Origin of the sequence: Methanolobus bombayensis (assembly GCF_017873415.1) — an archaeon.
GTDB classification, from domain to species: Archaea; Halobacteriota; Methanosarcinia; order Methanosarcinales; family Methanosarcinaceae; genus Methanolobus; species Methanolobus bombayensis.
In genome coordinates this window covers 257,204-283,454 of the sequence record NZ_JAGGKD010000002.1, presented here as the reverse complement: position 1 = coordinate 283,454, position 26,251 = coordinate 257,204, and the positions used below count along the sequence as shown (strand labels likewise).

Sequence of the window (26,251 nt, the reverse complement as noted above, 5' to 3'; positions counted from 1 at the left end):
ATGAATTCATTAATAGATTCTCTTCAATTGTTTGGCCTCACGTCCTATGAAGCAAAGATCCTTGTTGCACTGACGCAGTACGGAAGCAGGAATGCAGCGGACATCCATGCTCTTTCGGGTGTCCCACGTTCTGCAGTTTATGGTGTGATAGACCGCTTAAATGACAGAGGTATAATCGAGGTCCAGAATACAAAACCGATGCGTTATAGGGCTCTATCCCCAGATATCGTTATTGACAGACTCAAGGCTAACTATGAAGATGCTATCAAGTTTTGCAGGGAACAGCTTGAGAACATCTATAGTGAAAATGCGGAACACACAGAAGAAAACTCTGCATGGAATATCAACGGTGTGAAGAATGTCAATGATAAGATACTGCAAATGATGGAATCTGCTACCGAGGAGATTATTTTTGCATCCTTCTATCCTTCACTAACTCGTGTGATAGAAGTTTACCCTATAATGGATGCCATCAAGGATACTATCCATAAGAAAATTGCTATGGGTGTAAAACTGAAGCTTACAGGACGTGAAAAGAGCCACGTGGGAGATCTTGTAAAGGAGTTTCCTGGAGTACAGGTCCGTACGTACAGCAATGGAAAAAGAACCCAACCTCTTAAAGGTGGAATACTGGTCATTGACAACAAAGGGATACTTGTTATTACTATTAATGATGATGTGGTTCCAATAAGCCTCAATGCCACATGGTACAACGGAAAAGAGCATGTTCAGATCTTCAAGCATTTCGTAGATACCGAGTGGGAATCTTCCACTCCATTTGAAATTGGATGACTGGTTTGCAATATAAAGGCAAAAAAGCAAGGTTCGAATGATTTAACGGAGGCAGGTCAATGATTTTATCTCAATGTTCTTTATTTGGTTCAAGAATGATTGAAGATCTCGTTCAGTATAACATGAATATTTAGCAATTATTTCATGAGATTACACATGAATCCTAAAGTCTTTAACAATAATAAAATAACAATAAAATTGATATTGCTATGTTTGACATACATCACTTTATTTATTTTACTTTTAATTGCCAATATCACATTATATATCATATATTATTAATGTTTATCACCATATAATGATTTATTCAAAATTTGACTCTGTAGAAAACCTATCGAAATCAGCACCTATAGCTAAAATTCTGCGATAGCAATCATTATTAAGGGTTACATATCGAATTTCTATTGACTTGGATAATAGCTTGAATTTTGAGGATTTCTACAAAGCCTTTTAAACAAAACCAATTTAAAGCATTTAGAAACAGTAGTGCTGTATTTGATCCCATCTCTGAAGAAATATCTCTGAATGTTGAAAAAATACTTGCGAAAACAGTATCATCAGATTCTCAATTAGCAAATATCGATTTATCAGAATTAATACAAGAATATAAATCTGGAAATAATGATTTCAATGATCTTATTTTACAAGATGTTTGTAAAACAAACAACTATATCCTCGTCACAAATGATTGCGATTTTCATTGTAATGACATCGATATTCTTACGGCGAATAAAAAGTTGTTAAAATCAAATTGAAATCTTGATGATATTTCTTTTAAGCCCCTCATACTGCACATAGTTCCATATGTGTAGGAAAAACATTCAAGGACGCTAACTTTGAGTGTTGTGATTAAAAAAGTCAGGTGTACGGTCTTGATGAAGATATGACCGTTAATATGTCTGATCATTATATCCTGTTTTGTTAATTTTATGATTGATGGTGATGTGGATTAAGGTGTTATTTCACCTTTTCTCTTTTAAGTATCCTATAGACTTTTTAGTTTCTTTTTGAATAAAACCCTTTTTTAGTTGTTTTAAGTCGAATGTTTTTAAATACGAATGTTACCGTATAGAAATGTAGCGCGGGATGATAACCTGCTATAACATACAGGTACCAACTAAGAACCACCCCGAAAACAAAATATTATCCCGCTCACGTTATTGTTGGCCACTCTTCATGCTTTGCTCCCTTTACAACTACTGAAAAAGAGACTTTTGTTGTGGCCAACAATAGTATGTTATCCCCTTGAATACTGATTTTTTCAGTGTTCATACAGTTAATAAATTCAATTATAATGTTGAAAGCTCTACAGGTGTGTTTCAATACATTGAACATCAAAAAAAGGTAATTGTTCTAAAAAGACATTGATTTTGATCCATCTTGCCCTAATATCTTACTTACAACTTGCTCAAACATTGAATCATAATGATACTTATGACAGTACACAAAAGATCAATTCGAAAGCAATAGCCAATAAAAAATTGAAACTCAATGTCCGGATGTGGTAATATGGATGTGTCGAAAATATCAAGATTCAAGTTGGCAAGGGATAGCGATTTCAAACCGATGTCTAATGAAGAAATGTATAGCCGAGAAATTGCAGACTATGGTAGCGAACATTATATGGGATATAGGTTTATGGAACGCCTACCATTAAATCAAAAAATAGTATTATTGGCACTCGCCAAAATACATGAACAGGTATATCCTATCCCTAAATATGTGTACCACTCTGAGATACTCCATGTTTGCATAGAGTGGACGAGAGATACTGAACTTGAAAAGATTAATCTTCCGAATGATACCTATACCACTCTTCCGTTCCCTGTGGGTACTGTTCGGAACTGTTTAGAGGGAATGGCATCGACCTATTTACCTCATTTTGTGGAAGCCCGATACATGTCTAAAAAAGACAAATCAAGAGGATATCGGTTCACTGAACGTTTGTCACTCGACAAGGTAAAGAAAGCCGTGACAAGAGATGAGCCTTTGCTAATCCCTTTACTTGATGCCAAAATTGAATTATAATAATAGATATGTTATGTTTTCGGTATCGTAACACTTAATTTATTTGTGTGAAATCTTCGATGTGATCGCAATTCAAAAGCAATATCCACTAAAACAAGGATTGAAAACAAGAAATGATACTGGAAGAACGGGTTAACGTTCTTCAAAACAATTATTCTTCTGCAATATTTACTTTAACTTTCAAGATGCTGATAGGTTCAAGTTTTTTCCACTCAACTGTGCAACTCTTGTCAAAAACGTAATCATTAACGTTCTTATCTGAGAAAACACCGTCCACGTCATAGACAAAGAAACCTTCCTCACCATTGGTTGAAACAATATTGTCCTGACCGTGAACGTCTTTCACTTCAACAATTGCTGCTTTTTTGAGTGCTTCCAGCAATGTAGCACCTTTTTCAACTTCAACTGTTCTAATAGGTGCGAATATGTTAAGCGCATTGAAAATATTCTTATTGTTAAGCTGCAGAACATGGGTCTTTCCATAAATCTTGCGCTGTATAAGTTCTGCATCTTCCAGTATGTTTGCGTGTTTTGCAGCAACTGGTACAGAAATACTGAGTTCCCTTGTCGAACCATTCTTTAATATCACCAAGATGGTCCAGATTTTTGAGGATTGGAGTTATCGATGCATGAGCAACCTGAACTCCAAGTTTCCCGGGAGACAATTCCACATCTTCAGGTATCACTATAACTTGTTTGTACTCCCACATGCTTTTTCACTCTTTAGATAGCTTTATTTTTTGATAATTTAGTCTTATTTTTTCTAGGCTTGTTCCAGTAAGGGGATTTACATTTTGGACATATCACAGGGTCTTCATTTATTTTAGTACGTGGTACCCATTCATGTCCACATCTTCCACATTTATGTCCATCTTTTTGTATTTTTACAGTTGCCATGTAATAAAAATAACATCTATGATATTTAGATATTACTAAACAGAGTTTTAATAAACTATACTTATAAATTATATAGAATAAACTAGAAGTTTGCTGCGGGCGAGCATGCAACTGTAATTAACAATGAAGATAGAAAACTAATGGCTGCTATTTGACGTTTCCCTTGTCGCTTGAAAGGATCTGAAAATATGCAAGCGTTAATTAAAACCCATAAATTGTATAATATAATTGAAAATAGGAAAAGAAATAGACGAATTCTATAGTCTGTTGCAGCTGTTTTTGTTCTAAATATATTGCACATTCTATAGCTAGTTTCAATACCCCATCTTTTAGAATATAATAAGTACAACTCTTTAATTTCATCAGATGAAAGAGACATATTTGTAGCAAATACACCTATTTCTTTTTCGTCATTTGCTTGGTTATTATTTTTTGACCTTTTATCTGATTCTACAAAAATCAATTTAACTAAAGTACCTTTATTTTTCGATTTCAACCTATATAACCGGGTTGCTGGTAGTTTAACTTTTTCTGCTAATTTTTTTATATTTTTGGATTTTTTTGCAGGCATCAAAAAATGAATATCCATTTTTTTTAATGTTGAGATTATAGCAACCGAATAAAAGCCTCTATCAAAAAAAACTCTGTTAATTTGAACTTTTGATTTAGCATAATACAAAAGATTTTCGACTATAGCTTTTAAATGTTCACTATCACGTGATTCAAGTGGTAATGCCCTTAGAACAAACCTTTTGTTTTTTTCGACTATAGTTACGGTTGCAAATTGATAAGCTTTTGTTGTCCCTCTCTCAGCTTTTGTTCCAACAACCATCTTAGTATCGCGTTTGCCATAAAATTTTATACTTGTCCAATCAATTGCAAGATCAACTTTACTATTAAGTAACCCTTGTTTTTTTGCTTCCCTAAAAATAGAATCAAAAACAAATGTGAATCTTTTTAGTATTTCGTCTATATCATTTTTTTTGATGTGATAACGAACAGTATCTCCATTTGGAACATTTGAATATCCATCAAATATTAATGATTCAGAAGCATTTTCTATAAAATTATTAGTCAATGCTCCTCTCATTACTACATGTAATATGTCTCTATCTGAATAGAGACAATTATGCTTCATGGTAAATAAAATAGAAGGATTTATAATGCTTTTAAAAGCATGTCCTATTTTTGATCCTATAACATTTTTATTTTCATGATTGCTAAAACAGAAATCATCTAGCTTTTTTTGTTTTGTTTTTTCAGTCATTTTCAAATGTCATCTTATTTTTTATCAAGTTTCATTTGAATCACCGAACTTAGCAATGTTTTATTGCTATTTATACTTACTCCAATCTAATCGTACGATTTGTGATATAATATCAAGTATCGTACGAAACTATTAATAAGATTTCGGCCATTTAATTATGAGCAAAAAATGCTTGAGTGGAGACTATGGAAAATCAAAAAAGATCATTAAAAAATACGCAGCGTCCTAGCCATAGAATACCAATCAATGAATTAAACGCAGAATTTCTTAAAAAAAGAAAATCACACATCGAAGAAACAGATATTCTGCAAAATAATAACGAGATCAAAAAGAAAGTTAAAATTAGTTATGATGGGAAGCAGTTTTTAATTCGCATACCAAATGAAATCAGTAAATACTATAGTTTAAGAAAAGGCGATGAAGTAGAGATAATAATTGAAGAAACAAAAACTACGACTGAAACTATCAGAGAAGTTCCCATCACATTAAAGGTAGTCGAAGATGTCAATACTTGAAGAGTCTTTTAACAAATATGAAATAGCAGTTATGTTCGTTTTGTTTAAGGCTGGAAGAGAATTAACGACTTCTCAGGTATCTTCTAAAGCGGACATTGCATGGGCAACTGTTAAGAAATACTTGGATATTTTAGAGGAAGAAGGTTATGTTTACAAAAAAGAAGTAGGAAATAGAGTATATTGGATGTATGCTTCTCATTTTAAAGCACTTTCTGACAAGGAAAAAGAAAAATGGATTCTTTATAGACCAACTCCATTCATTCCAGAAACAAAAATTGTTCAACAAACCCTCCATGATTATCATTAATTATACATCTATTCTTGATTCATTTTTATCAATTTTTCTTGATTTGGTATTTCAAAGGCAAATCATGGATTGATTTTTTGTAGATTAGTCTACATTTTATTCAATAATCTTTTTACAATTATTACAACAAGTCTAATTAGCTTTTAGAAATACTGTTATATGTAAAGTTGCAATTCACGGGATTATATCTTGAAACTAGTTGAAATTAGTTATAATGATAGGTACTTTCGGATGTACTGAAGATAGTCATCCTTGAAGGAATTATATGAAAAAAGAGCGCTTCTTAATTTATTCCACTGTATTTCTCATTATGGGATTATCAAATTCAATAATTCCAGTATTACCGGAAATTGCATCTGCTTCTTTAGTAGAATCCGGAACCATAGCATATACTTTGCTTTTTTCCGGTTATTTCATTGGAGCTTTACTCACCTTGATTCCTTTTGGGTTGCTTGCTGATCGTTTTGATCATATGAAACTTATCGTTTTTGCTGTTGCACTCACAACACTCTCTGGGATTATGCTTATCCTGACTGAAAATACATTCATCATGATACTTGCAAGACTACTGGAAGGCGCAGCTTGCGGAGCTTTTTTCCCACCTGCTTATGCAATACTTGCTGAATTTAATAAAAGAAAACAATATCTGGGTGAATTCAATTTTCTCCTGAATGCAGGATTGGCAACAGGTACAATAACTGCGGGCTTTCTGGCAGGTGGACTACTTAAAGGAGCAATTGTACTTTTTACGGCATTAGCAGTATTGATATTCAGCACCGCAATTATAATGAATTGGATTCATAGAACTAATTTATACAGTAATATTGATAAAGATGAAAATAAGATCATGAAAAATAATTTTTCAAAAACAGGTAGAACAAAGTCCACATTATCCATTAAAAACGAAGCAAAAAAAGTACTCAAAATCGCATTAGACCCTGATTACTTCAAAACATGGTTCATAACTTTCTTCATTTTTGGAATAACTGGTGTTATGCTGGTCTACTATCCACAATACAGCAGTAACATGCTTAGTAAACCGGAATTGGGCATTGTAATAGCCATAGTTTATATAAGTTCCATGGCAACCAACCTCATTGCAGGAAGATCTAAGGTTGGTTACGGAAAAATGATAAGCTCAGGAATTATTCTGGCTTCTTTGGGAATACTCACATCTATCTGGTTCCCTTTTACAGGTTTTACACTTCTTGGCATTGGTTCAGGCATGGGAATGATAGGTTTGCCAGTTGCAGTTTCTTTCATGAACACTGATAAAGGCTTAAGAATGGGAATATTTACTACTTATACTTATATGGGACTTGCATTCCTTCCTATGATCGCAGGATACCTAATAAATTATGGGTACCAGACAATGTTTATAGTAACCTCGATTTTTATGATCCTTACTCTTTTATTAAGAGGTAATGTCCAAAAGAATGTTCGATAATAAAAATAAAATAGAACTAAATAGAAACTTTATTATGGAGAAACAATATTTTCAGGACATATGGCACATGCTAAAAACGTAAAAAGAATTATTCCTGAAATAAACAAAAATATTTACTTCCCATCTGTTTTTTGCATACTTTTGTTAATATTGTGTATATTCACAATTCAGGCAAATGCAAACGATGTTGTAGAAATAGGTGAGGTAAACACTCCACATGGTGCCGTGATTCTTATTGCTGATGGACTGAGCTCATGTTATATTTACCCGGAATATACCCCCTATGCAATAGACGGGACAATACTGGAAAAAGCAGATGTACCCGGAATACTTGAAATATCAAATAACAATTGCAGAATACTTGATGTAAAAGTACCTCAGACTTTCACAGAAGGGGGTCATTCAGTACTTGCCACAGGGTATTCAAAATCAGACGCAGCACTCACCGGATCTTCAGGAACGACATTTTATGATGTTGCGCATAACTATGACTATATGACCTTTGCAATAATGGAAAAAGGAGATTCTTATGGTTTTTGCAGCAAACAGAATGTAGTCATCCATGATGTCGATAATTCCATTAATGAACCCGAAATGGTAATCGAAACGAATTTCCTTTCAGAAACTACCAAAAAGATTTCCTTTGACATTGTAGATGTCATGCAGTCTCAATCTGGTGGTTTACAGGAACAACTAGATCAATATCCAGAAGGATCAATTGAACGCTACAATGAATATAATATCTGGGCAATAAAAACCGGTATAGATATCATTGAATATATGAAAATGGAGCATCCTGAACAAAACTACATTCTTACAATAAACGTCGGCGCTGTTGATTGTGCAGGTCACTATAAGAAGAACAGCGGGTATATCGAGTGTATAGAAGGTATAGATAATGCCAGTTATACATTGTATGAAACCTGTCAGGAGCATAATCTTGCTTTCATATTTACCGGTGACCATGGGATGGCATTTCCTGAAAATGATTCTAAAGGTGGACACCAATCAGATAAATATTCAAAAATGACAGAATCACAAAAAGTCCCGCTGATAATAGCTGCAAATGATGTTGATAACGGAATAATAGATGAAAAAATTGGCCAGGAAGATATTGCCCCTACAATTCTTGAATTGCTAAATATTCCGGGAAAACTGAGACTTGCAGATGGGAGAGCAATCTCACTGAAAGATTATGTCAATCTGGAAGTAAACGTTCAAAATGAAGGAGAAATAACACTTTCCAGAAATAATAGCATATTATTCAGGGGAAAAATTACAGAAAACACAGCTTTTTTGGGATTAGAACCTGATGTTGAATATGATTTGGAATTTGTCCTGACATCAGATAATAGCATTACCTATGAAAATTCATTTATCATGAACTCCGATTATATACTTGATATCCCAACATCAGAACAGGGTTCCAAAAGTGATAAATCCTATCAGAACTCTCGTTATATAGTAGGAGGAGTTCTCATCGGAACGGTGAATCTTACAGGATTATTATTGATAAGAAGGGTTCTGAAGGAAGAGTAATATTCAGGCACCTGGGATCATAGATTTGTTACTGGCTGTTACAAGGTTGATAGCATGAAACAAGAATTATGCAGACTCCTTGAAGAAAGTTTTGATGTTTTTAATTCAGAGGATGCATTATTACGTGTAAGCTCATCTAAAGCACTGATAGTCGGAGACATACATGGAAACCTGGAAGCACTGGAATTCATCCTGTATATCCGAAAGGCACTGAAATGTGACCATATTATTTTTCTTGGAGATTACGTTGACAAAGGACCTCATTCATCTCAGGTGCTTGAACGAATTCTGACAATGAAATTAAGAGAGCCGGACACTTTCATTATGTTACGTGGAAATCATGAAACCAGAGAAATGAACAGAATTCATGGTTTTTATGATGAAATACTGGACGAAGAACTATTTCAGAATGCAAACCGGACATTTGAAGAAATGCCAATTTCTGCAGTCCTCAACGATTCTATTTTTTGTGTACATGGTGGTATCCCCGGACCTGTTGATCTGAAAAGCATAAATAAAGAGGAAGCATTCCCTTTTTTGTGGAACGACCCTTGCGGTTGTGATGGTATGAGCGCATCGATCCGTGGTTCAAGGCCCCAATGTTTCGGAGCAGATATTTTTAGTGAGTTTATGGATAAAAACGAGCTATCTCTGATGATACGCGGGCATACTGCACTCTTTACGGGTTATGCCTGGTGCTTTGACAGAAAACTGCTTTCAATTTTTTCCTGTCCTGAATATATTGGAAAATCTAACAATGCTTCTTTTGCCCTGCTAAATGATAATGAATTGTCAATATTTGTCTTTGGGAGGACGGGTAATTGTTATTCATTGCTTAGAAATTATTTTTGATTCACAATTGTTAAATATGCTTAGTGAATATATATTATATAAACGAACATATTCTGAAATTCTGAATATGGGGAGATCAGATGACAGAAACAAACATTGACGTAAGAGGACAAACCTGTCCTGTCCCTCTAGTAGAATGTCGCAAAGCTATCCGAAAAGCTTCCCCTGGTGATGAGATAATCATACAGGGAACTCATCCTGCATCCAAAAAAGAGATACCTATGGCCTGCGAAGCAATGGGGATCGAAGTAGTGGAAGTAGATGAGACTGATGACAAAGAGTGGAAGATTCGCATTAAAAGATAAGTTTATTTCAGGATAAAGGGGGTTAAACGCATGACGGAAAAGGCAGTAATTGTTGCACATAGTGGCGACCTTGACAAGATTTATAGTGCATTGATACTTGGAAACGGTGCACTTTCCATGGGAATGGAAGCATCTATTTTTTTCACATTCTGGGGTCTGCAATGTCTTAAAAAAGGGGGACTTGGTAAAGGCCCTCTTTCAAGGATGAATTTGCTGGGACTTGGAAAATGGATGGTCAAAAGCAGAATGAAAAAAGCCAATGTTGCTTCACTCGAAAAACTGATGAATGATTACAAGGAGCTTGGCGGAAAAGTTATTGCCTGCGAAATGACAATGGAGATAATGGGAATAAAAGAAGAAGAACTGAACAGCGAATGGATTGACGAATACGGTGCAGTTGGCACCTATATTATGGAAGCAAAAGATGCAAAGATAACTCTTTTTATCTAAGTATCTGAGCAATTTTAAGAAACAACCAGGGAGTGACGCATGTTAGACGAAATGACATATCTGGATAATTCAGCAAGTACACGTCTGGACGAAAGAGTTCTGGATGCAATGAAACCATATTTCTTTGATACCTATGCAGTGGCAACATCCGAATTCGGATATTCCATGGGAATTGATGCAAAAGAAGGTCTGGAAGAGGCCAGGGGAATAATAGCAAAATCACTTGGCGCCACCTCAGAAGAAATTGTTTTCACATCAGGTGATACCGAATCAAGCAATATGGCAATAAAAGGAGTATGTGCAGCCCTGAAGAAAAAGAAAGGTCAGCATATTATTGTCTCAAAAATTGAGGATTTCCCGGTACTCAATACAGCAAAGAACCTTGAAAAACAGGGCTGGGATGTAGATTTCATAAGTGTTGATGCAGAAGGAATACTTGACCTTGATGAGCTCAAAAGTAAACTCCGGGATGATACGATACTTGTTTCAATTCAACATGGAAACCAGGAAATAGGTACACTTCAGGATATTGCATCAATTGCAAAGATATGCAAGGAAAAGGACGTTCTGTTCCATACTGATGCCACACACAGCTACATGAGAGTTCCAATAGACGTGACAAAAATACCAGTTGATTTGGTCACCATGTCAGCTCATACAATTCACGGACCAAGGGGAGTTGGTGCATTATATGTACGAAAAGATACTCCACTTGAGAAATGGATGGACGGAGGTTTCCAGGAGTCAAACCGCCGTGCAGGTCTGGAAAACATTCCCGGAGCCGTGGGTTTTGCCAAAGCTGTGGAACTTGTAACTGATAAGGAAACTGAGTTCCTGACAACACTACGGGATTATACTATTAAAAGAGTGTTCGAAGAGATTCCACACGTAACACTGAACGGAAGCAAAAAACAGAGAACACCACAGAATGCAAACATAACTTTCCATTATGTAGAAGGTGAATCCATGACCCTGCACCTTGATATGAGAGGATTTGCAGTGAGTACCGGTTCTGCATGTTTCAGTCGTTCGCTTGAAGCCAGCCATGTGATCCTTGGTATTGGCGGTGACCATGAAAGAGCACACGGTTCCATTAGATTCACATTCGGACGGTATAACAGCATGAATGATGTGGATGCTGTGGTAGATGCAATTAAAGAAATAGTAAGCCAGTTAAGGGCAATAAGTCCCCTTTACAATAAATGAGGAGTGAGGTAAGATTATGAAATTCCCGTATACAGAAAAAGTGCTTGAGCATTTTAAGAATCCACGCAATGTCGGAAAACTGGAGAATCCTGATGGGAAAGGACTGGAAGGAAGTCCTGCATGTGGCGACATGGTTGCTGTTTACCTGCAGGTGAATCCTGATACACAGGTGATCGAGGATATAAAATTCGAGTCATATGGATGTGCTTCAAACATTGCTACCGCTTCTATTATTACTGAGCTTGCAAAGGGCAAGACAATTGAAGAAGCTAAGAAAATCACATGGCAGGAAGCTACAGAAGAACTTGGCGGACTTCCACCAGTAAAAGCCCATTGTTCTGTTCTTGCTGTCGAAGGACTTCGTGCTTCTATAAGAGATTATGAAGAAAAGCACGGCCTTGTCAGCGAGCAGGAACCAACCACCCCCGATGTTATCAGAAGCAGGTTGAAGCATGTAATGAATCCCATGGCCGGACTTGATATTGTAAGAACTGAACTGGTCACTAAAATGGAGATCAATGACGGTGTTGTCAGGATACTTATAGACCTGCCATCCAATCATCAGTTTGCAGCAAACATTAAAGAAGAGGTTACCGAGAAGCTCGAATCCCTCTGGGACGTAAAAGAGGTTAATGTTGTCTTTACCGAGTAAAGATTTTGAAAATGGTGTCTTTTCTACATCATTTTCTTTTATTTCAATCATGACTTTTATATTATTGATTATATCTTTGGAACCTATCACCACTATAAATAGATTTATTTGTTGTTTTTCATATCATAGTAACTCATTATTATTCCAAAAGATGCAATAATGAGACCTAATGTTCCTGTGCTGAATCCCGTGGGTGGACTGCCAAAAAAATAATATTGTGTTCCCAGGAAATGAAGTATGAAAGCAATTCCCAACAGCGATATTGTTATTGGTAATGAACTTTGTCGATTATTCATATATATCGCAACAACATTTGTACTTCAAATATAAAAATATTGTTTAATTCAGCTTGCCTATAAACGATTATCAAATTAGCTCATCTATTTCTTTTTTAATTAACATCAGCTATAATTACAACATAATTTGCCCCATATTTTTTAGCGCACTTCGGACAGGTAGTATACCACATGAACCATTTATTTATTTCATAACCCTGTTCCTTTGCATATACTTCAAAGTCATCGCACCATTTTTTAGTATCCTTGAAAGGACCTTCATAGACCTTGCTTAAGAACTTACCACTTATATTCACGTTCTTTGTGTCAGGAATTTGTTTGTTAACTGCCAGATATACATCCATGTTCCATTTTGACGTATGATCCGAGAGACAGAGATTATCAATAATGCCTGCTCCTGCATCCCTGACTTTTCTGTCAAGCTTTCTCATTACTCTGCCAAAGTTGACCGGCATATAGAAAAGTGTTAACACTTTGTCTTTTACGAATTTCTTGTTATCCCACTCGATTACTTTTCCATCCCATGGTTCGGGATCGAATTTTGGACAGCATTCTTCTTCCATTTGACATCACTACCCCGTTTAGATAATTGAATTTGTGATATCTAGATATAAAAAATCAACGTAATTTTAATTCAACTTTTTTCAAACAAATCCATAGTTGTTACTAACTAACTGGATTGCGATTATTTTTTAAGTAATCATGTTCAATTTTGTACCATAAAATGAAAAAAGAAATTCAGTCACTATTTGATAAAGCAAAAGAGCTCAACCTTTCAGCATTCATGCTTGATGTCTCCGATATTGATGTTGAGAACAGGGTCAGAATGAAGTGTGCTTACGGATGCAGAGGTTATGGTAAAAGACTGAGCTGTCCGCCACATATAATTTCAATTGATGAGTTCAGGAAAGTGCTCAATGAGTACAGCTCTGCTATTCTGCTCATAGAAGAACATGATACTTCCGGAGAAAAAGGCATATTAAAAGCATGGTCACGATTGCGTAAGGGTTCTTTCCACAAAATGCTGGAACTTGAACACACGGCCTTCAGGCATGGTTTTGTTTATGCACAATTGCTTCGTCCAGGTGCATGTAATGAATGTGATACTTGTGCAGAGCAATGTAATAAACCTGAAATGAGGCGTTTTCCACCTGAAGCAGTGGGAATTAATCTATCCATACTAATGGAAAAGAAAGGACTTGAAATTGAATACTGCAATTTTAACAGAGTTAAATGTATTGGAATACTTCTGCTGGAATAACAAAGAACAGTAAGAACGTTTGGAAATCAGAACCAGAAATAATTTAATTTGAACAGTGAAAAATGGGGTTAAAAAGTGAGAGTAAATCCTAATCTGACCGTTAATAAAGATGACCTTGAAGAGTTTCAGGAGATCATAGGTTTCAAATTTAAGGACAAAAGTTACCTCATTCAGGCACTTCTGCATGGTTCACTTTTTAGTGGGGACAAAGAAAAACTGAGTGAATTCAGGAAGATTAACGGACTTGAGAATAAGGACTACGAGAAGCTGGAATATCTTGGAGATTCTGTTCTTGGACTGATAATCGCAGAATATGCATATCACGATAATAGCATAAATGAGTATGCCAGATCAAAAGGACTCACAATAGAAGGAGTTGCCACTAAAATAAGGACTGTGCTGGCTTCTAATGAAAGCCTTAAGCCTGTGGCCAGAAAAATCAAAATTTCAAACTTTGTTCTGTCGGAAGGACATGTAAATATTGATGGAAAACTATCCGACATCATGGAAGCACTTATTGGTGCTATCTACATTGACGGCGGATGCAATAATACTGGCAATAATGATCAAACTGTGGGAAACTATTTTGCTGCAAAGGAATTTGTTTATCGATTCTTTGACATTGAAACTGCCCTTGAAAGAATATCTGCTTTCAATCCAAAAGGAATGATTCAGGAATTGTTCCACCAGAAAGGAATTGGTGATCCTTGTTACAGACTGATAGAAGAGGAAGGACCAGATCATGAAAAACAATTCACAGTTGGACTCTATCTGGATGATAAATTGCTTGCCATCGGTTCAGGGAACAGTAAGAGAAAAGCTGAGAAAGCGACTGCTAACACCTATTTGAGAAAATTGAAAGAAAAGGAACCTGAAGATTGAAATGAGGAATATATTTCATCCCGGATACTGGTTTAAATGAACTCGTTCTGGCAATAGTTATAAATAAATTATCACTATTTATCATTATATAGTTTTGGTTAGTAGTTACTATATCATTTAACTGTAAAAACCAAAAATCATGCACAAAATAAAGGTGGTAATAATAATGCTTTATCCAAATCCCAAGAACCAGCATCCAAAGATAAGTGAAACAGCATGGATATCAGAAAATGCAGTCATTGTAGGTGATGTTACAATAGGAGAGAATGTTTATGTGGCCCACAATGTTATAATCAGGGCTGATGAACCCGGATCATCCATTGTTATCGGAGATAATTGTAATGTCCAGGATGCTGTAATTATACACGGACTTGGGGGTTCAAAAGTCGATGTTAAAAATAACACTTCACTTGCACATGGTTGCATCATACATGGACCCTGTACGATAGGAGAAAGATGTTTTGTTGGATTTGGAGCGGTCGTATTTGACTGCAATATAGGCGAAGATGTGGTCATTCTTCATAATTCAACAGTCAGAGCTGTTGATATACCCTCATGTAAGGTTGTAAATGACGGACAGATCATCACAGAACAAAAGCTGGTAGAAGACCTTGACGATATATGCCATGATCTTGAGAAGTTTAAGGCATCTGTCATTGATGCAAATCTTGAACTTGTGGAAGGATATTGCAAGCTGGCACAAGATTCAGAGTGTAAGTGAAAGTTGTCGGAACAATCAGATTTAAATGGGCTTGTGCCTGTTTATTTTTTTTCACTTTTTAAAACTAAGCTTGAGAACAAATCTTCTTACACAAATTCAAGTAATAAAGATTTACACTTTATGTAACTGATAGACAAGTTCCACGATACCTGACTCATATTCATGTGAAGAGCTTAGATCAAGTTTTATGTTATCCTTAATGTCCTTGAAAAGCGGTATTCCTTTTCCAAGAATAATAGGTTGTATTACTATTCTTAGCTCATTGATAAGTCCGCTATTAAGAAGTAAAGAGATTATAGAAGCACCGCCTACAACCCATATGGCCTTTCCATCTTCCTGAATCAGACTTTCAGTAGTCTTCACAGGCCTATCTGAAAATATCACGTTGCTGTCTTCAGAAGTCAGATGCTGTTTTGTGAATACATAACATTCTTTATCTTCATATGGCCAGTCTCCAAAACCAATTACCTGATGATAAGTATTGTACCCCATGAGCAGTGTATCGATTGCAGCAAGGAATGTATCAAAATCATATTCCTCATCCCCTACAAGCCAGTCAACGTTGCCATCTTCTGATGCTATGAAGCCGTCTAAGCTACATGTTATTAGCAAGATAACTTTTCTCATTTGAACCTACAATTAATAAGAAGAAAATTATTTGTCTTCTTTTACTGCTGCTGTTGTTAAATACACAAAAGGAATAAACCACATGGCAATAAGTATGTACATTGCTATCTGACCGTATTGTGTACCTTCAAGTAAAAAATCTGAGATGATTATTGCAAGTGCAAAAAAAACCGAAATTGCAATATCCAAAAATACTGCTTTTTTAGAGTTCATGAATTTCTTCTTATCGTTAATTTTTATTTAGGTTTCATTCAAAAGTCACTAATAAGTCCTCTGTACAGGAAAGGAAGATAGCAATTAACTTCTTCCGACTTTACAGAATCTTAATTTATGTGTTTCAGGTAAGTACGTATGGGAATTCTTTGAGTTTCCACTCATCTTCCTGTTTTACAAGATCAATTTCTTTTGTTACCTCATTGTATTCTGGTTCTACCTCAATTAAGTTCTCAAGTGAGAATTTAATACTAACAGAGGACTCATTAACAAGTACATCAACTACTGCCGTATTTTCATTAACATATTCGTTGGTCACTTCTATGAACTCATACTTATCAGGATTTACATCTTTACAGATATCTACGAAATCAGAGAGAGAAGTTTCCTCTTTATAAGCTGCTGACATCATATCATAACAGGCATCATAATTTTCCAGGCTGAATTCTGATGCAAAGTTTTCCACTGTTTTTGTCGGAGTGCTTCCGATACCCGCACATCCGCAAGTCAGAAGAACTGCCAGTACCACTGTTATCATTATTGTTTTTTTCATATTTTTCATCTACCGCATCAAACCTGGATTATTGGTTGCATAAAAATGTTCTGTTAGTATTTGCATCTTTTTGTATAAATTTCCGATCGTGCGGCGAATTCAGTCATGATTCTAACCTTTGAGATGCCATATATGAAATAGCATGCACAGAAGATATAAGGTCAAAAAACCAAGATTAGTATGATGAAAAAGATTTTTGATGACACGCATACATGAATAATACAAACAGAGATGAAATTTCAAAATTGATCAGTTATTATTATCCGAAAATTCAGAAAGATAGGATAGAAACAATAGTTGCAAATTTTGAAAACTTTTCTTATGATGAAGTAAAAACTGTACTGGAACAGGGAACCAGGACTATAAAAAAAGGAAAGAGACTTCTATTAGCCTATTTGAGATCAGCACCCTATGTCTACAAACATACCAGCAATCATGAATTCGAAAGCTGGTTGTCTGCACTGTCTGAAGTATCAAGATTTAGTATATTCTGTGCCGAGGATTTTATTGATTCGTCTCCAGTGATAATTGAAGCCGGTGGCTTGAAGCTTCTTAACATATGGACTACCATAGGACTTTCTATTGAAGGGAAAAACAAAAAAATCCCAATATCTTATTTTAAAAACAGCGGAAATGTCTTAATTGAAATTGATTACACAGAATTTAAAGATCTTGTTTCATATGGGGAAAAGCTAGGGACAATGAACGTAAACGTTGCAGAGTCGTACTTTCAGAATCTTTCCATATTGACAGAACTTTTTATTCAAGAAGATCTTCGGTACTTCTGCCTGATAATTGAAAAAATGCTTCAGAAAAACTGGAAACTTGCCGTTGATATGCTTAATAATAGTAAAAAAATGTTCTCATCAGTTCCTGAATCTAAAACCAGGACAGTCCTTACTTCAATAGATATATTACTGGAACATGGAGAAACTCCTTCAATGGCATTGTTCGATAATGCATACCGTGTTGTTTCTTTTCTCGATGATAATAGTTATGATAGATGGATAGGTCTTGCTTTTGAAATTTCTGAAATTGATACCAAAGCAGCAGTTTCCTTTCTGAAAGAAAGTCCGGAGATTCTCAAAGTTATCGATATTGAAGAGATAGAGGAATGGATGGCTAAAGGTTCGGATAAACTTTCAGGTAAGGGAATGGCTTTTCAGAAATTCGTTCAAGGCAGTTGTAAAAGACTAAAAGAGAATGTTCAACGCACAAGAAAAAGTGAACGTGCATATTTAATTGACATAGGAATTCATCTTGCAATTATCAATCCTGAATGTGTTGAAAGCTTTTTTGAATATTCTCCTGAAGTTTTGAGAATACTCAATGAGACCCGATTCAATAAATGGATAAGCATCGGTGAAGAAATTTCAGCTGAGAGCTCTGTTTATGGTTCTGGTTATTACAGGGACTCGTTGGCTGTTTTCAGAAATCGCTCTTCTTCAGTACATGAAGAGATCCTTAAAATGGCAACAATTTTACTCAACAAAGAAAGAATACTTGTCAGTGCTTTTATCGGGAATCTCCCAAAGGCCATCGATGAACTGGAAACTTCGGAGATAAAGAAATGGGCCGGAATAGGAGTAAAAATACACGAACTTGATAAAAGACTTGCAGTGGACTATTTTTCACATTCTCCTTTGCTGCTCTCTGATCTGGGTATAAGTGAACTGGAAGAATGGGCATTGAACGGACTGTTAATCTCAGAGGAGAAAACATTACTGGGAAGACCGTATTTTTCACTCAGATCAAAAGGCTCAAAGGACTTTATTGAAAAACTCACAGGTTCGGTTGATCTCAGAAAAGTGTCAGGTATCCTTCACTATTATGGACTGGGGCTTGCAGGTGTGAGCTTTAGTATCCGTTCCCGCAAAGAGCTATCCATCGGGAAGGAAAGTATTGATATAAATCCTTTAGTTTCGGGCAGAACTATCTACCTGGCACCAAAAATGGACATCTATGGAGATTTCAATGACAATTTCCATATCTATAAACTGAGTGTTATGCATGAAATAGGACACGTTCTTTTCAGCTCAACTAAAATATCTCTGAAAGAAGCATCCGGGATAATAAAGAAAATATCAGACCTATATACATATCCGGAGCAAGGTAATAAAAAGACGGGTTCAGATATTGAAACAAATAACCGGAATATGGATATTAAAGATATTATAGGAATGTTCCCACATACTGTTCTGGCAGCAACCATGTTTGGTATTCTTGAAGATGCGCGTATTGAATACATGATAATGGACCGATACAGAGGTATTCGCCAGGAACTTGAAAAAATCCGGCATAAAATGTTAGTACCAAGACCTGAAGCTACAGGAGATCTGGAAATTTTCGTGGAGTCGGTGCTATGGCTTTCGACAGAAAATGAACCTGCTTTTGAATTGATGGAAAAATATAAACCTGTTCTCAATAAGGTACGTCATCTTCTCAATACCAGACTGCTAAGTTCTGATTCATCCATTCTTGATTCCCTTGATGTGACTTTTGAAATATACAGAATACTGGATGAAATTTCAGGTCCTCTGGAAAAGAAAGAATACAGAATGCTGAAGAACATAGAGTATCGTGGTGCTGGTATAGATATCTGCGAAAAGAAAAGAATACAGAATCAAACGATTTCTGAAAATGTAATCAGCAACTTTATTCCGGAAACCGGGACTAAAGTTTCTGAAGAAAAGGAAAAAAATCAAGATAAAAATGAGAGAGAGGAAAGAGTACAGGCAACTTACGCCATTGAAAAGAACTGGAACATACTTGGTAATTACAGATATGATGAATGGGATTTTGTTATCAATGATTACAAATCCGGATGGTGTACCGTAAATGAAATAGAACCTGCAGGAGGTACTACGTATTATTATACGGATGCCATCAGGCGTTACCACAATGAAATTGCGCTCATAAAGCATATTTTCAGTGTAATGAAACCGGTGGATTTCCTGAAACTGAGACAGCAAACTGACGGCACAGAGATAGATATAGATAAAGTTATAGATTCACTTATCGAAAAGAAATGTGGTGTCAATCCTGATGACAGATCCTATGTCAGATGGGATAAACAAAAGAGGGACGTTGCAACTCTTTTCCTTGTGGATGTAAGTGCCTCAACCAGCAAAAGACTGGATGAAGGAAAAAGAACTATAATTGACGTGGAGAAGGATGCGCTTGTAATTATGATCCATGCACTTGAAAGTATTGGTGACAAATACGCTATAAATGCTTTTTCGGGTCACAGACGCAATGGAGTTGAATATTTTGTTATCAAAAGTTTTGATGAAAAGATGTCAGATACTGTTGCAAAGAGGATAAGTATCCTGGAGCCGGTATCAAATACGCGGCTTGGTCCGGCTATCCGACATTCCATCCGTAAGCTTGAAAAAGTCGATGCGAAGACAAAAATGATAATACTGCTATCAGATGGTGAACCCTACGACACATGCAAAGGTGAAGGAGCCTATCAGGGAAGTCTGGCGGAAGAGGATACAAAGATAGCAATACAGGAAGTGAATGCCATGGGAATGCATTTGTTCTGCATCACAGTAGACTCAAATCCCGGAGAATATCTGGACAACATTTTTTCCAACATTGGTTACACTATAATAGATGATGCCAGGAAACTACCTGAAACACTCCCTGTTCTGTACAAAAGGATCACGACATAATAAGAACATGCTCCATACTTCACAAGATAATACTAAGTAATGACAGTTTTTTGCAAATAACATGTACAAAAAATAAAAAGGTGAACCTGTGAAAAAGGAAAAGATAGCTTATTCCTTCTTCCTTGTAAATACCAGTGCAATTCCAACTATAATTAACATAGGTATGACTATTGTTGAAAACTCAGGTATTTCTTCATTGTCAACAACCTCAGTTTTATCTGAACAAGAAGCAGACTCATGCTGCTCACAGTTCATTATTGCAGAATTAATTATAGTACCACATACTACTGCTTTTGTTGTAATAAGGAACTTTACAGACTCACCTGAAGATAAAGCTCCCAAATCTATAATCACACATTTGGTGCTCGAATTGAATTTGGCATTGGGTGCCGATATAAAATTCAATTCAGAAGGAAGAGGGTTGCGAATTGAAACATTTGTAAGTTCAATACTTCCTGTGTTCTTCAAACTAATCTCATATATTAACTCTGAACCAAGTGATGTTTTATCGACATCATCTGTAATTGTAAAAACAAACTCCGGTTCTTCAGGATAATCTTTTACAATAATACTAATACACTGGGAATCTGTTGATCCATAACCATCAGTGACTTCAAAAAGTATATCATAGACACCTGCATCATCCTGCCCGGTAACCCACGAACCTACACCGGTTTTATTATTGAAACCCTGGAAAAGGTCTTTTCTGGAACAATTGAAGAATGGCACATCACCGTCCAGGTCTTCAAAATCCGCATTGATATACACTGCCTCTCCTTCATTTATTTCAATATCAGAAAGCCCTGTGATTGTAATAGGATTATTATCCAATTGAACACTTGATGAAACGGGCCTTGATAGGGTATTCTTGCTTTTATTGAACGCATAGACGACTATTGAAGATGTTCCATGTGAGTCTAACGGTGTGTCATTAAAATAATGATATGTTGTCCCATTATGCCAGATACCATTTACACTGACATTGAACGAATCCGTATTTGCACCGGAATTCCATGACCAATTTACATAGAAATTACCTTTGTCAAAAGAGAGATCTGTTGGTGTTGATGGCATATCTCTATCAATGAATACACGTAAATATGGGTATCCATCATTAATATCAGGATGAATAGACCATATATTCTCAAAATCCCAGTTAACGTAAGTATTAGACATGTAAGGATATTTCATTTCAATAATGGTTCGAGCTTCCCCACCTGCACTTGTTGACTGACCTGATGTTTCAGTGTTCCAGTAAGAATCATTTATCGTTGCATTATACCAATGCCTTCCGACAAAACCACCTACTCTGCTATTTCCTGAAACTTCCCCTATAGAATATGAATTGCCTATGGTCATTGGACCGAACATATTACATCCTATAAATCCCCCTACCTGATCGTTCCCTATAACGTCTCCAATAGAATATGTGTTGTTTATTGCAGTCAGGCTATTAGATCCAATAAATCCTCCTACCTGATCATTTCCACTGACATGTCCGGAGGAACATGAACTACTTATTATCGATGTTTTATATCCTCCTAAAGATTGAGTATACCCAACAAGGCCTCCCACCATATTATTTCCCGAAACTGCACCAGTGGAATAGGTATTTTCAAGAATTGATTGATAACTATGTCCTACAAGTCCACCTACCTCATCAACTCCAAAAACATTTCCAATAGAATGGGAATCTATTGTCGTAGCATATCTACTGGATCCAACTAAGCCACCTACCCGTTCCTTTCCTAAAACTTCACCAGAAGAATCTGAATTGCTTATTGTGCCACTGCCAGTATTGTAACCAACAAGACCACCTGCACTATTATTTGCACTAACATTTCCTCTGGAATAAGAATCAGATATAATTGATCCTGAGTTCTGGCCAACAAGCCCGCCGATATAGTAGTTTCCAATTACTTCTCCCATAGAATATGAGTTCGCTATTATGGCATCATTATAGTTCCATCCAACAAGCCCTCCCACATGATTATCGCCAATGACCATTCCAGTGGAATTGGTTCTGCTTAGTGTGCCACCTTCATTATATCCAAGAAGTCCACCGACAAAATAATACCCCGTAACTTCACCTGTAGAATAGGAATTTTCTATTTCTCCGTACCAATTCCTTCCAACCAATCCACCTATACGACCATTTCCAGAAACATCTCCTGTAGAATAAGAATCTATTATGCATCCATCATGCCCGGACCATCCATTAGTTCCAACGAGTCCACCAATATGCATATCTCCAGTGACATTTCCAGTAGAATAGGAATTGATGACTTCGCTATCACAATTCCCTCCAACGAGTCCACCTACTGTATCGTATCCAGAAATGTTTCCAGTAGAATGTGAAGAAGTAATTCTACTACCATGATTGTTTACTCCGATAAGGCCTCCTACCTCAGAACCTTGTGTAATATTTACATCTGAATAGGAACAACTTACTACTCCATTATCATTATACCCAACAATTCCACCAACATGTAAATATCCGGTAATTTCTCCGGAAGAAGACAAATCGGTTATCGTACCACCATCATTGTGACCAATTAATCCACCTACATTATTTCTTCCAGTAATTTCTCCAGTAGAATGTGAATCGCTGATGATGCCACCATTGTTATATCCAGCAAGACCTCCAACATAGTAATTCCCCGTAACATTAAATTCTGTAAGGCCAACGTATTTGATTTTAGAACCCTGTCCAGTATATCCAAATAATCCTACATAAAAAGATGAAGACCTGTTGATGTATAAATCATTAATACTGTGGTTGTTTCCTTTCAAAGAACCTGTGAATTGAAGATGTGTTTTGTAATTCCCAACAGGTTCAAACCCAGCGCCATCGTTCCATTCAGATGTAGCGCTTGCATCAATGTCATTGATCAGTACATAATTTGCAGTCAGATTCTGGTTCATGTCCTGCAACTCATAGACATTAGATATCTGATATGGATTTGTTTCTGAGCCATCACCACCAGAAAATGCTGATGCTGGTGGAAGGAAGAGAAAAATCAATAAAGCAATTGTAAATAACTTTAAAAATAAAATGACTGGGTTTTTATATCTTAATTGTTCAATTTCCAAACTATTAGTACTTTTATAGGCCCACATAAAAATTCCCCTGTGTAGATATCATTTTTTTGTAGTATATAGAGATATTTGAAGATGCCTTTCAATAGTTATTTTAATAAATATCAAATTCTGGGCTTTGTAGAGATCCTCATTTGAATAATCACTGAGATAGAAATTGCATTTTTAGTGCGAGCAAATGCCTGAAATACATTTCTTTTTATAAGATTATATTTCAATTAAAGTTAGAGGAGAGTTTCTCTACAAAACCCAAAATAGGAGAATTAATATGAAAATAACTGTTTTTAATGGTAGTCCCAGAGGAAGGAAAAGCAATTCCCATCGAATTGTTGATCCTTTATTGGAGGGGGCCAGACAAGCAGGTGCTCAGACAGAAGAAATATTCCTGACTGAGTATAATATCAATCATTGTTGTGGTTGTTTTAGTTGCTGGACTAAAACTCCCGGAAAATGTGTAATCGATGACGATATGTCTGATCTTATAGATATTTTTTATGAATCGGATTATGTAGGAATGGCCACTCCAGTCTATGGATTATTCATGACCTCAATATTAAAAAAATTCAATGAAAGGCTGCTACCTACTGCAACTCCACACATTCACAAAAATGAAGATGGAGGCTGTTATCACGAGGAAAGAATGCACTATCCACGTTTTTTTATGATTGCAAATGCAGGATTTCCCGGAGAACACAATTTTGATCTATTCAAAGCATATATGGCGTCTCAGAATCCCGTACTGGAAGTCTACCGAAATAGTGGAGGAGTATTAGAGGAATGGCCTGATGAAAATGTCAAAAAAAGAATAAACGAATTTTATGATGCGCTGCGAGAAGCCGGCAAAGAAATGGTAAACGAAGGTCAGGTTTCAGAAGACATAATTAAAAGTATTCATGCCGAACTGATAAGTGATGATGAATTTATAGAGGGTGTTAATCAGTACTGGGATGAAGCACAGGCTTAAAATCTTCTTTGCAAGCTACCTTCTTATTCATCCAGTAATTAAACTCTTCAATAATCTTCTTAGCTCCTGAAGGTTTTAAACTGAGTGAATTATCCATTTTATCCTTCAATAGGCTGATAACTGAGAGAAGAAGATTAATCAGTAATATTAGTATATCCAAGAATTTTAGTCGGCTTCAATATTACCAGAGAGTATCCAGTTTCAGCACTATATCGTTTAGCATAGTTTTCATCATCCATATATCTACCACTTATGCGAGCAGACCAATATTTGAGAGGTTTCTGGTTCTCAGGAATTGAGACCCTGCCTTCAACAATCACATAAGAGAATGGTGGCTGCTCATCATCAACACATAAAGCAACTCTTGGATCTTGTCGAATATTTTCATTTTTCAGATATCCATCCCTGGTTATAAAAACGATATTTCCATTATCGTCCAAATCAAACCATATAGGAGACACATGTGGACTTCCATCTTTTTTCAGAGTGGCAAGCTTACCGGTACGCGGACTTTCCAGCAGATATTCCCGAATTTCATCTATATTCATTTTTTTCAAAATAATCACTTCGTTTGTATGAAAATTTCCAATCACTTATTAAAATTTGGTTATTAGAAAGCCTTTTCTTTAACTCTAACTAAGCTACTACAATTCTTATAATGGGAAGTCTCTGTGCACATTTGTTCTAAAAGCACAAGTGGTGGTTGTGTATCATTTAGTTGTTTATAAAAAAATATATTGTGTTTAAAGCTCTGTTATTGGCGTAGAGTTCTCCAAATAGTAGTCGAAAACTTCCTTTCCCCATTGGAGGGTACCTGAACCTTCGCAAAGTAGATATTTATTATCGAATTCACCATTTATTGTCAATAGACTCAGCATTAAGTTATGATCATTATATCCAATATACATAAAATCAATATCCATAGGATGAACATAAATGTGAACCAGTTCGTTTTCTATTATTTTCTTAAAGTCTGTATAACGATTTGCTAATAACGAATCAAATAAATCCTGGCTAATTATATCATAAATCTCTACATTGTTTTCAATCATTTCAGCGAATAGCTCAGGAAAGTTATGATGAGTTATTTGAGTAATTAAATGAAAGGAATCTGACCTGATAATTTCCTGTTGGAATTTGTTGTTAAGTTCATACAATTCGTTCAGACAAGGTTCTATTATTTGACAATTTCCGAGTTCATTTATTCTTTCAAGTAGGTGAGGAGGAATAAAACCAAAGTCATGAGTACCCCAGTAATCAATATCCTCATCAAAAAGTTCGGTGTTATTCAGTAAAGGAACCATTTTTTCAACAATAAGTTTCCCAAGTTTTGTTAGTTCATAGGTGTCATCATGTTGAAAAATCAGATGATGTTCCTTCAGGATCTTCGTTTGGGGAAGCAATGAATGTCTGGTTGTGTCCAATAACTCAAGTAGAGTGTCCATTTCTTTTGGTCCATCCTGCAAGAACAATAGCACATCCTTTCGTTTTTCAGAAGCAAATATCACATCAAGTAATCGTTTTTTCACTCAATTCACATCCTGCGACCAGACCTTATTTCAATTCTAAGATATATGTACTTTTATGTTTGCTTCCTTGCCGATATACTAAAGTGCAGCAGGCTTGACCTTGTCACTCTTTTCATTGATTGTTGTTCCATTACCAACAAGCATGAAATTGAAAGTCTGTAGAAAATAGGAA

General features: G+C 35.9%; 27 protein-coding genes. 16 read left to right on the top strand and 11 right to left on the bottom strand.

The genetic code is table 11. The features are described from left to right. Positions 1 to 792 carry a TrmB family transcriptional regulator gene (locus tag J2746_RS03610; protein WP_209616435.1) on the top strand — a complete coding sequence of 264 codons (792 nt, stop codon included), beginning with the start codon at positions 1 to 3 and terminating at the stop codon, positions 790 to 792. A 1,674-nt stretch (positions 793 to 2,466) separates the two neighbouring features. Further along, positions 2,467 to 2,820 carry a hypothetical protein gene (locus J2746_RS03605; protein WP_209616431.1) on the top strand — a complete coding sequence of 118 codons (354 nt, stop codon included), beginning with the start codon at positions 2,467 to 2,469 and terminating at the stop codon, positions 2,818 to 2,820. 151 nt (positions 2,821 to 2,971) lie between these two features. Here J2746_RS03605 and J2746_RS14945 read toward each other — a convergent pair whose 3' ends face one another. The 4 genes from J2746_RS14945 to J2746_RS03585 form a co-directional block, all read right to left on the bottom strand. Next, on the bottom strand, positions 2,972 to 3,373 hold the full coding sequence (locus tag J2746_RS14945) for an ArsR family transcriptional regulator (protein WP_209616689.1): 402 nt from the start codon (positions 3,371 to 3,373) through the stop codon (positions 2,972 to 2,974). Beyond that, positions 3,276 to 3,530 carry a peptidyl-tRNA hydrolase gene (locus J2746_RS03595; protein ID WP_209616428.1) on the bottom strand — a complete coding sequence of 85 codons (255 nt, stop codon included), beginning with the start codon at positions 3,528 to 3,530 and terminating at the stop codon, positions 3,276 to 3,278. Before J2746_RS03595 ends, J2746_RS14945 begins: the two co-directional genes overlap by 98 nt. Before the next feature lie 13 nt (positions 3,531 to 3,543). Beyond that, positions 3,544 to 3,717, bottom strand: coding sequence for a hypothetical protein (locus J2746_RS03590; RefSeq protein ID WP_209616412.1), 174 nt, complete (start codon positions 3,715 to 3,717; stop codon positions 3,544 to 3,546). An 82-nt stretch (positions 3,718 to 3,799) separates the two neighbouring features. Further along, complete coding sequence (locus J2746_RS03585; protein ID WP_209616409.1) at positions 3,800 to 4,984, bottom strand: transposase; 1,185 nt, start codon at positions 4,982 to 4,984, stop codon at positions 3,800 to 3,802. Positions 4,985 to 5,169: 185 nt separating this feature from the next. Between J2746_RS03585 and J2746_RS03580 the strand changes: the two genes are divergently transcribed. The 9 genes from J2746_RS03580 to J2746_RS03540 all read left to right on the top strand — a co-directional run bounded on the left by J2746_RS03580 (position 5,170) and on the right by J2746_RS03540 (position 12,257). Then, complete coding sequence (locus J2746_RS03580) at positions 5,170 to 5,499, top strand: hypothetical protein (protein WP_209616406.1); 330 nt, start codon at positions 5,170 to 5,172, stop codon at positions 5,497 to 5,499. Further along, positions 5,486 to 5,806 carry a helix-turn-helix domain-containing protein gene (locus J2746_RS03575; protein WP_209616403.1) on the top strand — a complete coding sequence of 107 codons (321 nt, stop codon included), beginning with the start codon at positions 5,486 to 5,488 and terminating at the stop codon, positions 5,804 to 5,806. The genes J2746_RS03580 and J2746_RS03575 overlap by 14 nt, the downstream gene beginning before the upstream one ends. A 265-nt stretch (positions 5,807 to 6,071) precedes the next feature. After that, positions 6,072 to 7,253 carry an MFS transporter gene (locus J2746_RS03570; protein WP_280921212.1) on the top strand — a complete coding sequence of 394 codons (1,182 nt, stop codon included), beginning with the start codon at positions 6,072 to 6,074 and terminating at the stop codon, positions 7,251 to 7,253. Positions 7,254 to 7,313: 60 nt separating this feature from the next. Next, the gene (locus tag J2746_RS03565) at positions 7,314 to 8,792 is read left to right on the top strand and encodes a sulfatase-like hydrolase/transferase (protein ID WP_209616395.1); all 1,479 of its coding nucleotides are present in this window, start codon (positions 7,314 to 7,316) and stop codon (positions 8,790 to 8,792) included. Between the two features lie 54 nt (positions 8,793 to 8,846). After that, positions 8,847 to 9,644, top strand: coding sequence for a metallophosphoesterase (locus J2746_RS03560; protein ID WP_209616392.1), 798 nt, complete (start codon positions 8,847 to 8,849; stop codon positions 9,642 to 9,644). Positions 9,645 to 9,724: 80 nt separating this feature from the next. Further along, positions 9,725 to 9,949, top strand: a complete 225-nt coding sequence (locus J2746_RS03555) for a sulfurtransferase TusA family protein (RefSeq protein ID WP_209616389.1) — start codon at positions 9,725 to 9,727, stop codon at positions 9,947 to 9,949. 30 nt (positions 9,950 to 9,979) lie between these two features. Further along, positions 9,980 to 10,399 (top strand): DsrE/DsrF/DrsH-like family protein, encoded by a 420-nt coding sequence (locus tag J2746_RS03550; RefSeq protein ID WP_209616385.1) that lies wholly within the window; start codon positions 9,980 to 9,982, stop codon positions 10,397 to 10,399. 39 nt (positions 10,400 to 10,438) lie between these two features. After that, positions 10,439 to 11,605, top strand: a complete 1,167-nt coding sequence (locus J2746_RS03545) for a cysteine desulfurase family protein (protein WP_209616382.1) — start codon at positions 10,439 to 10,441, stop codon at positions 11,603 to 11,605. 16 nt (positions 11,606 to 11,621) lie between these two features. Then, positions 11,622 to 12,257, top strand: coding sequence for an iron-sulfur cluster assembly scaffold protein (locus J2746_RS03540; RefSeq protein ID WP_209616380.1), 636 nt, complete (start codon positions 11,622 to 11,624; stop codon positions 12,255 to 12,257). A gap of 391 nt (positions 12,258 to 12,648) precedes the next feature. Here J2746_RS03540 and J2746_RS03535 read toward each other — a convergent pair whose 3' ends face one another. Continuing rightward, on the bottom strand, positions 12,649 to 13,116 hold the full coding sequence (locus tag J2746_RS03535; protein WP_209616376.1) for a hydrolase: 468 nt from the start codon (positions 13,114 to 13,116) through the stop codon (positions 12,649 to 12,651). A 161-nt stretch (positions 13,117 to 13,277) separates the two neighbouring features. On the opposite strand from J2746_RS03535, the gene J2746_RS03530 reads away from it, so the two are divergent. The 3 genes from J2746_RS03530 to J2746_RS03520 all read left to right on the top strand — a co-directional run bounded on the left by J2746_RS03530 (position 13,278) and on the right by J2746_RS03520 (position 15,417). Further along, on the top strand, positions 13,278 to 13,814 hold the full coding sequence (locus J2746_RS03530; protein ID WP_209616374.1) for a DUF2284 domain-containing protein: 537 nt from the start codon (positions 13,278 to 13,280) through the stop codon (positions 13,812 to 13,814). 75 nt (positions 13,815 to 13,889) lie between these two features. Then, complete coding sequence (locus J2746_RS03525) at positions 13,890 to 14,696, top strand: ribonuclease III family protein (RefSeq protein ID WP_209616343.1); 807 nt, start codon at positions 13,890 to 13,892, stop codon at positions 14,694 to 14,696. Between the two features lie 166 nt (positions 14,697 to 14,862). Next, positions 14,863 to 15,417, top strand: a complete 555-nt coding sequence (locus tag J2746_RS03520) for an LbetaH domain-containing protein (protein ID WP_209616340.1) — start codon at positions 14,863 to 14,865, stop codon at positions 15,415 to 15,417. A 111-nt stretch (positions 15,418 to 15,528) separates the two neighbouring features. Here the strand turns inward: J2746_RS03520 and J2746_RS03515 are convergent, their stop codons facing one another. The 3 genes from J2746_RS03515 to J2746_RS03505 all read right to left on the bottom strand — a co-directional run bounded on the left by J2746_RS03515 (position 15,529) and on the right by J2746_RS03505 (position 16,810). Beyond that, positions 15,529 to 16,044: a dihydrofolate reductase family protein gene (locus tag J2746_RS03515; RefSeq protein ID WP_209616336.1), complete on the bottom strand. Its 516-nt coding sequence runs from the start codon at positions 16,042 to 16,044 to the stop codon at positions 15,529 to 15,531. A gap of 27 nt (positions 16,045 to 16,071) precedes the next feature. Next, positions 16,072 to 16,257, bottom strand: a complete 186-nt coding sequence (locus tag J2746_RS03510; protein WP_209616332.1) for a hypothetical protein — start codon at positions 16,255 to 16,257, stop codon at positions 16,072 to 16,074. A 124-nt stretch (positions 16,258 to 16,381) separates the two neighbouring features. After that, a complete protein-coding gene (locus J2746_RS03505) occupies positions 16,382 to 16,810 on the bottom strand; it encodes an NTF2-like N-terminal transpeptidase domain-containing protein (RefSeq protein ID WP_209616328.1) in 429 nt (142 codons plus the stop codon). A 212-nt stretch (positions 16,811 to 17,022) separates the two neighbouring features. Between J2746_RS03505 and J2746_RS03500 the strand changes: the two genes are divergently transcribed. Then, positions 17,023 to 20,487 (top strand): nitric oxide reductase activation protein NorD, encoded by a 3,465-nt coding sequence (locus tag J2746_RS03500; protein WP_209616325.1) that lies wholly within the window; start codon positions 17,023 to 17,025, stop codon positions 20,485 to 20,487. A gap of 108 nt (positions 20,488 to 20,595) precedes the next feature. Here the strand turns inward: J2746_RS03500 and J2746_RS03495 are convergent, their stop codons facing one another. Next, the gene (locus tag J2746_RS03495; protein ID WP_209616322.1) at positions 20,596 to 23,511 is read right to left on the bottom strand and encodes a GLUG motif-containing protein; all 2,916 of its coding nucleotides are present in this window, start codon (positions 23,509 to 23,511) and stop codon (positions 20,596 to 20,598) included. 343 nt (positions 23,512 to 23,854) lie between these two features. On the opposite strand from J2746_RS03495, the gene J2746_RS03490 reads away from it, so the two are divergent. Next, the gene (locus J2746_RS03490; protein ID WP_209616319.1) at positions 23,855 to 24,550 is read left to right on the top strand and encodes a flavodoxin family protein; all 696 of its coding nucleotides are present in this window, start codon (positions 23,855 to 23,857) and stop codon (positions 24,548 to 24,550) included. A gap of 134 nt (positions 24,551 to 24,684) precedes the next feature. Here J2746_RS03490 and J2746_RS03485 read toward each other — a convergent pair whose 3' ends face one another. Together J2746_RS03485 and J2746_RS03480 are read right to left on the bottom strand one after the other, a co-directional pair. After that, entirely contained in the window at positions 24,685 to 25,098 is a 414-nt protein-coding gene (locus J2746_RS03485; protein WP_209616317.1) for a PPOX class F420-dependent oxidoreductase, read from the bottom strand. A gap of 195 nt (positions 25,099 to 25,293) precedes the next feature. Continuing rightward, positions 25,294 to 26,079 carry a helix-turn-helix transcriptional regulator gene (locus J2746_RS03480; protein WP_209616314.1) on the bottom strand — a complete coding sequence of 262 codons (786 nt, stop codon included), beginning with the start codon at positions 26,077 to 26,079 and terminating at the stop codon, positions 25,294 to 25,296. Positions 26,080 to 26,251: the final 172 nt, after the last annotated feature.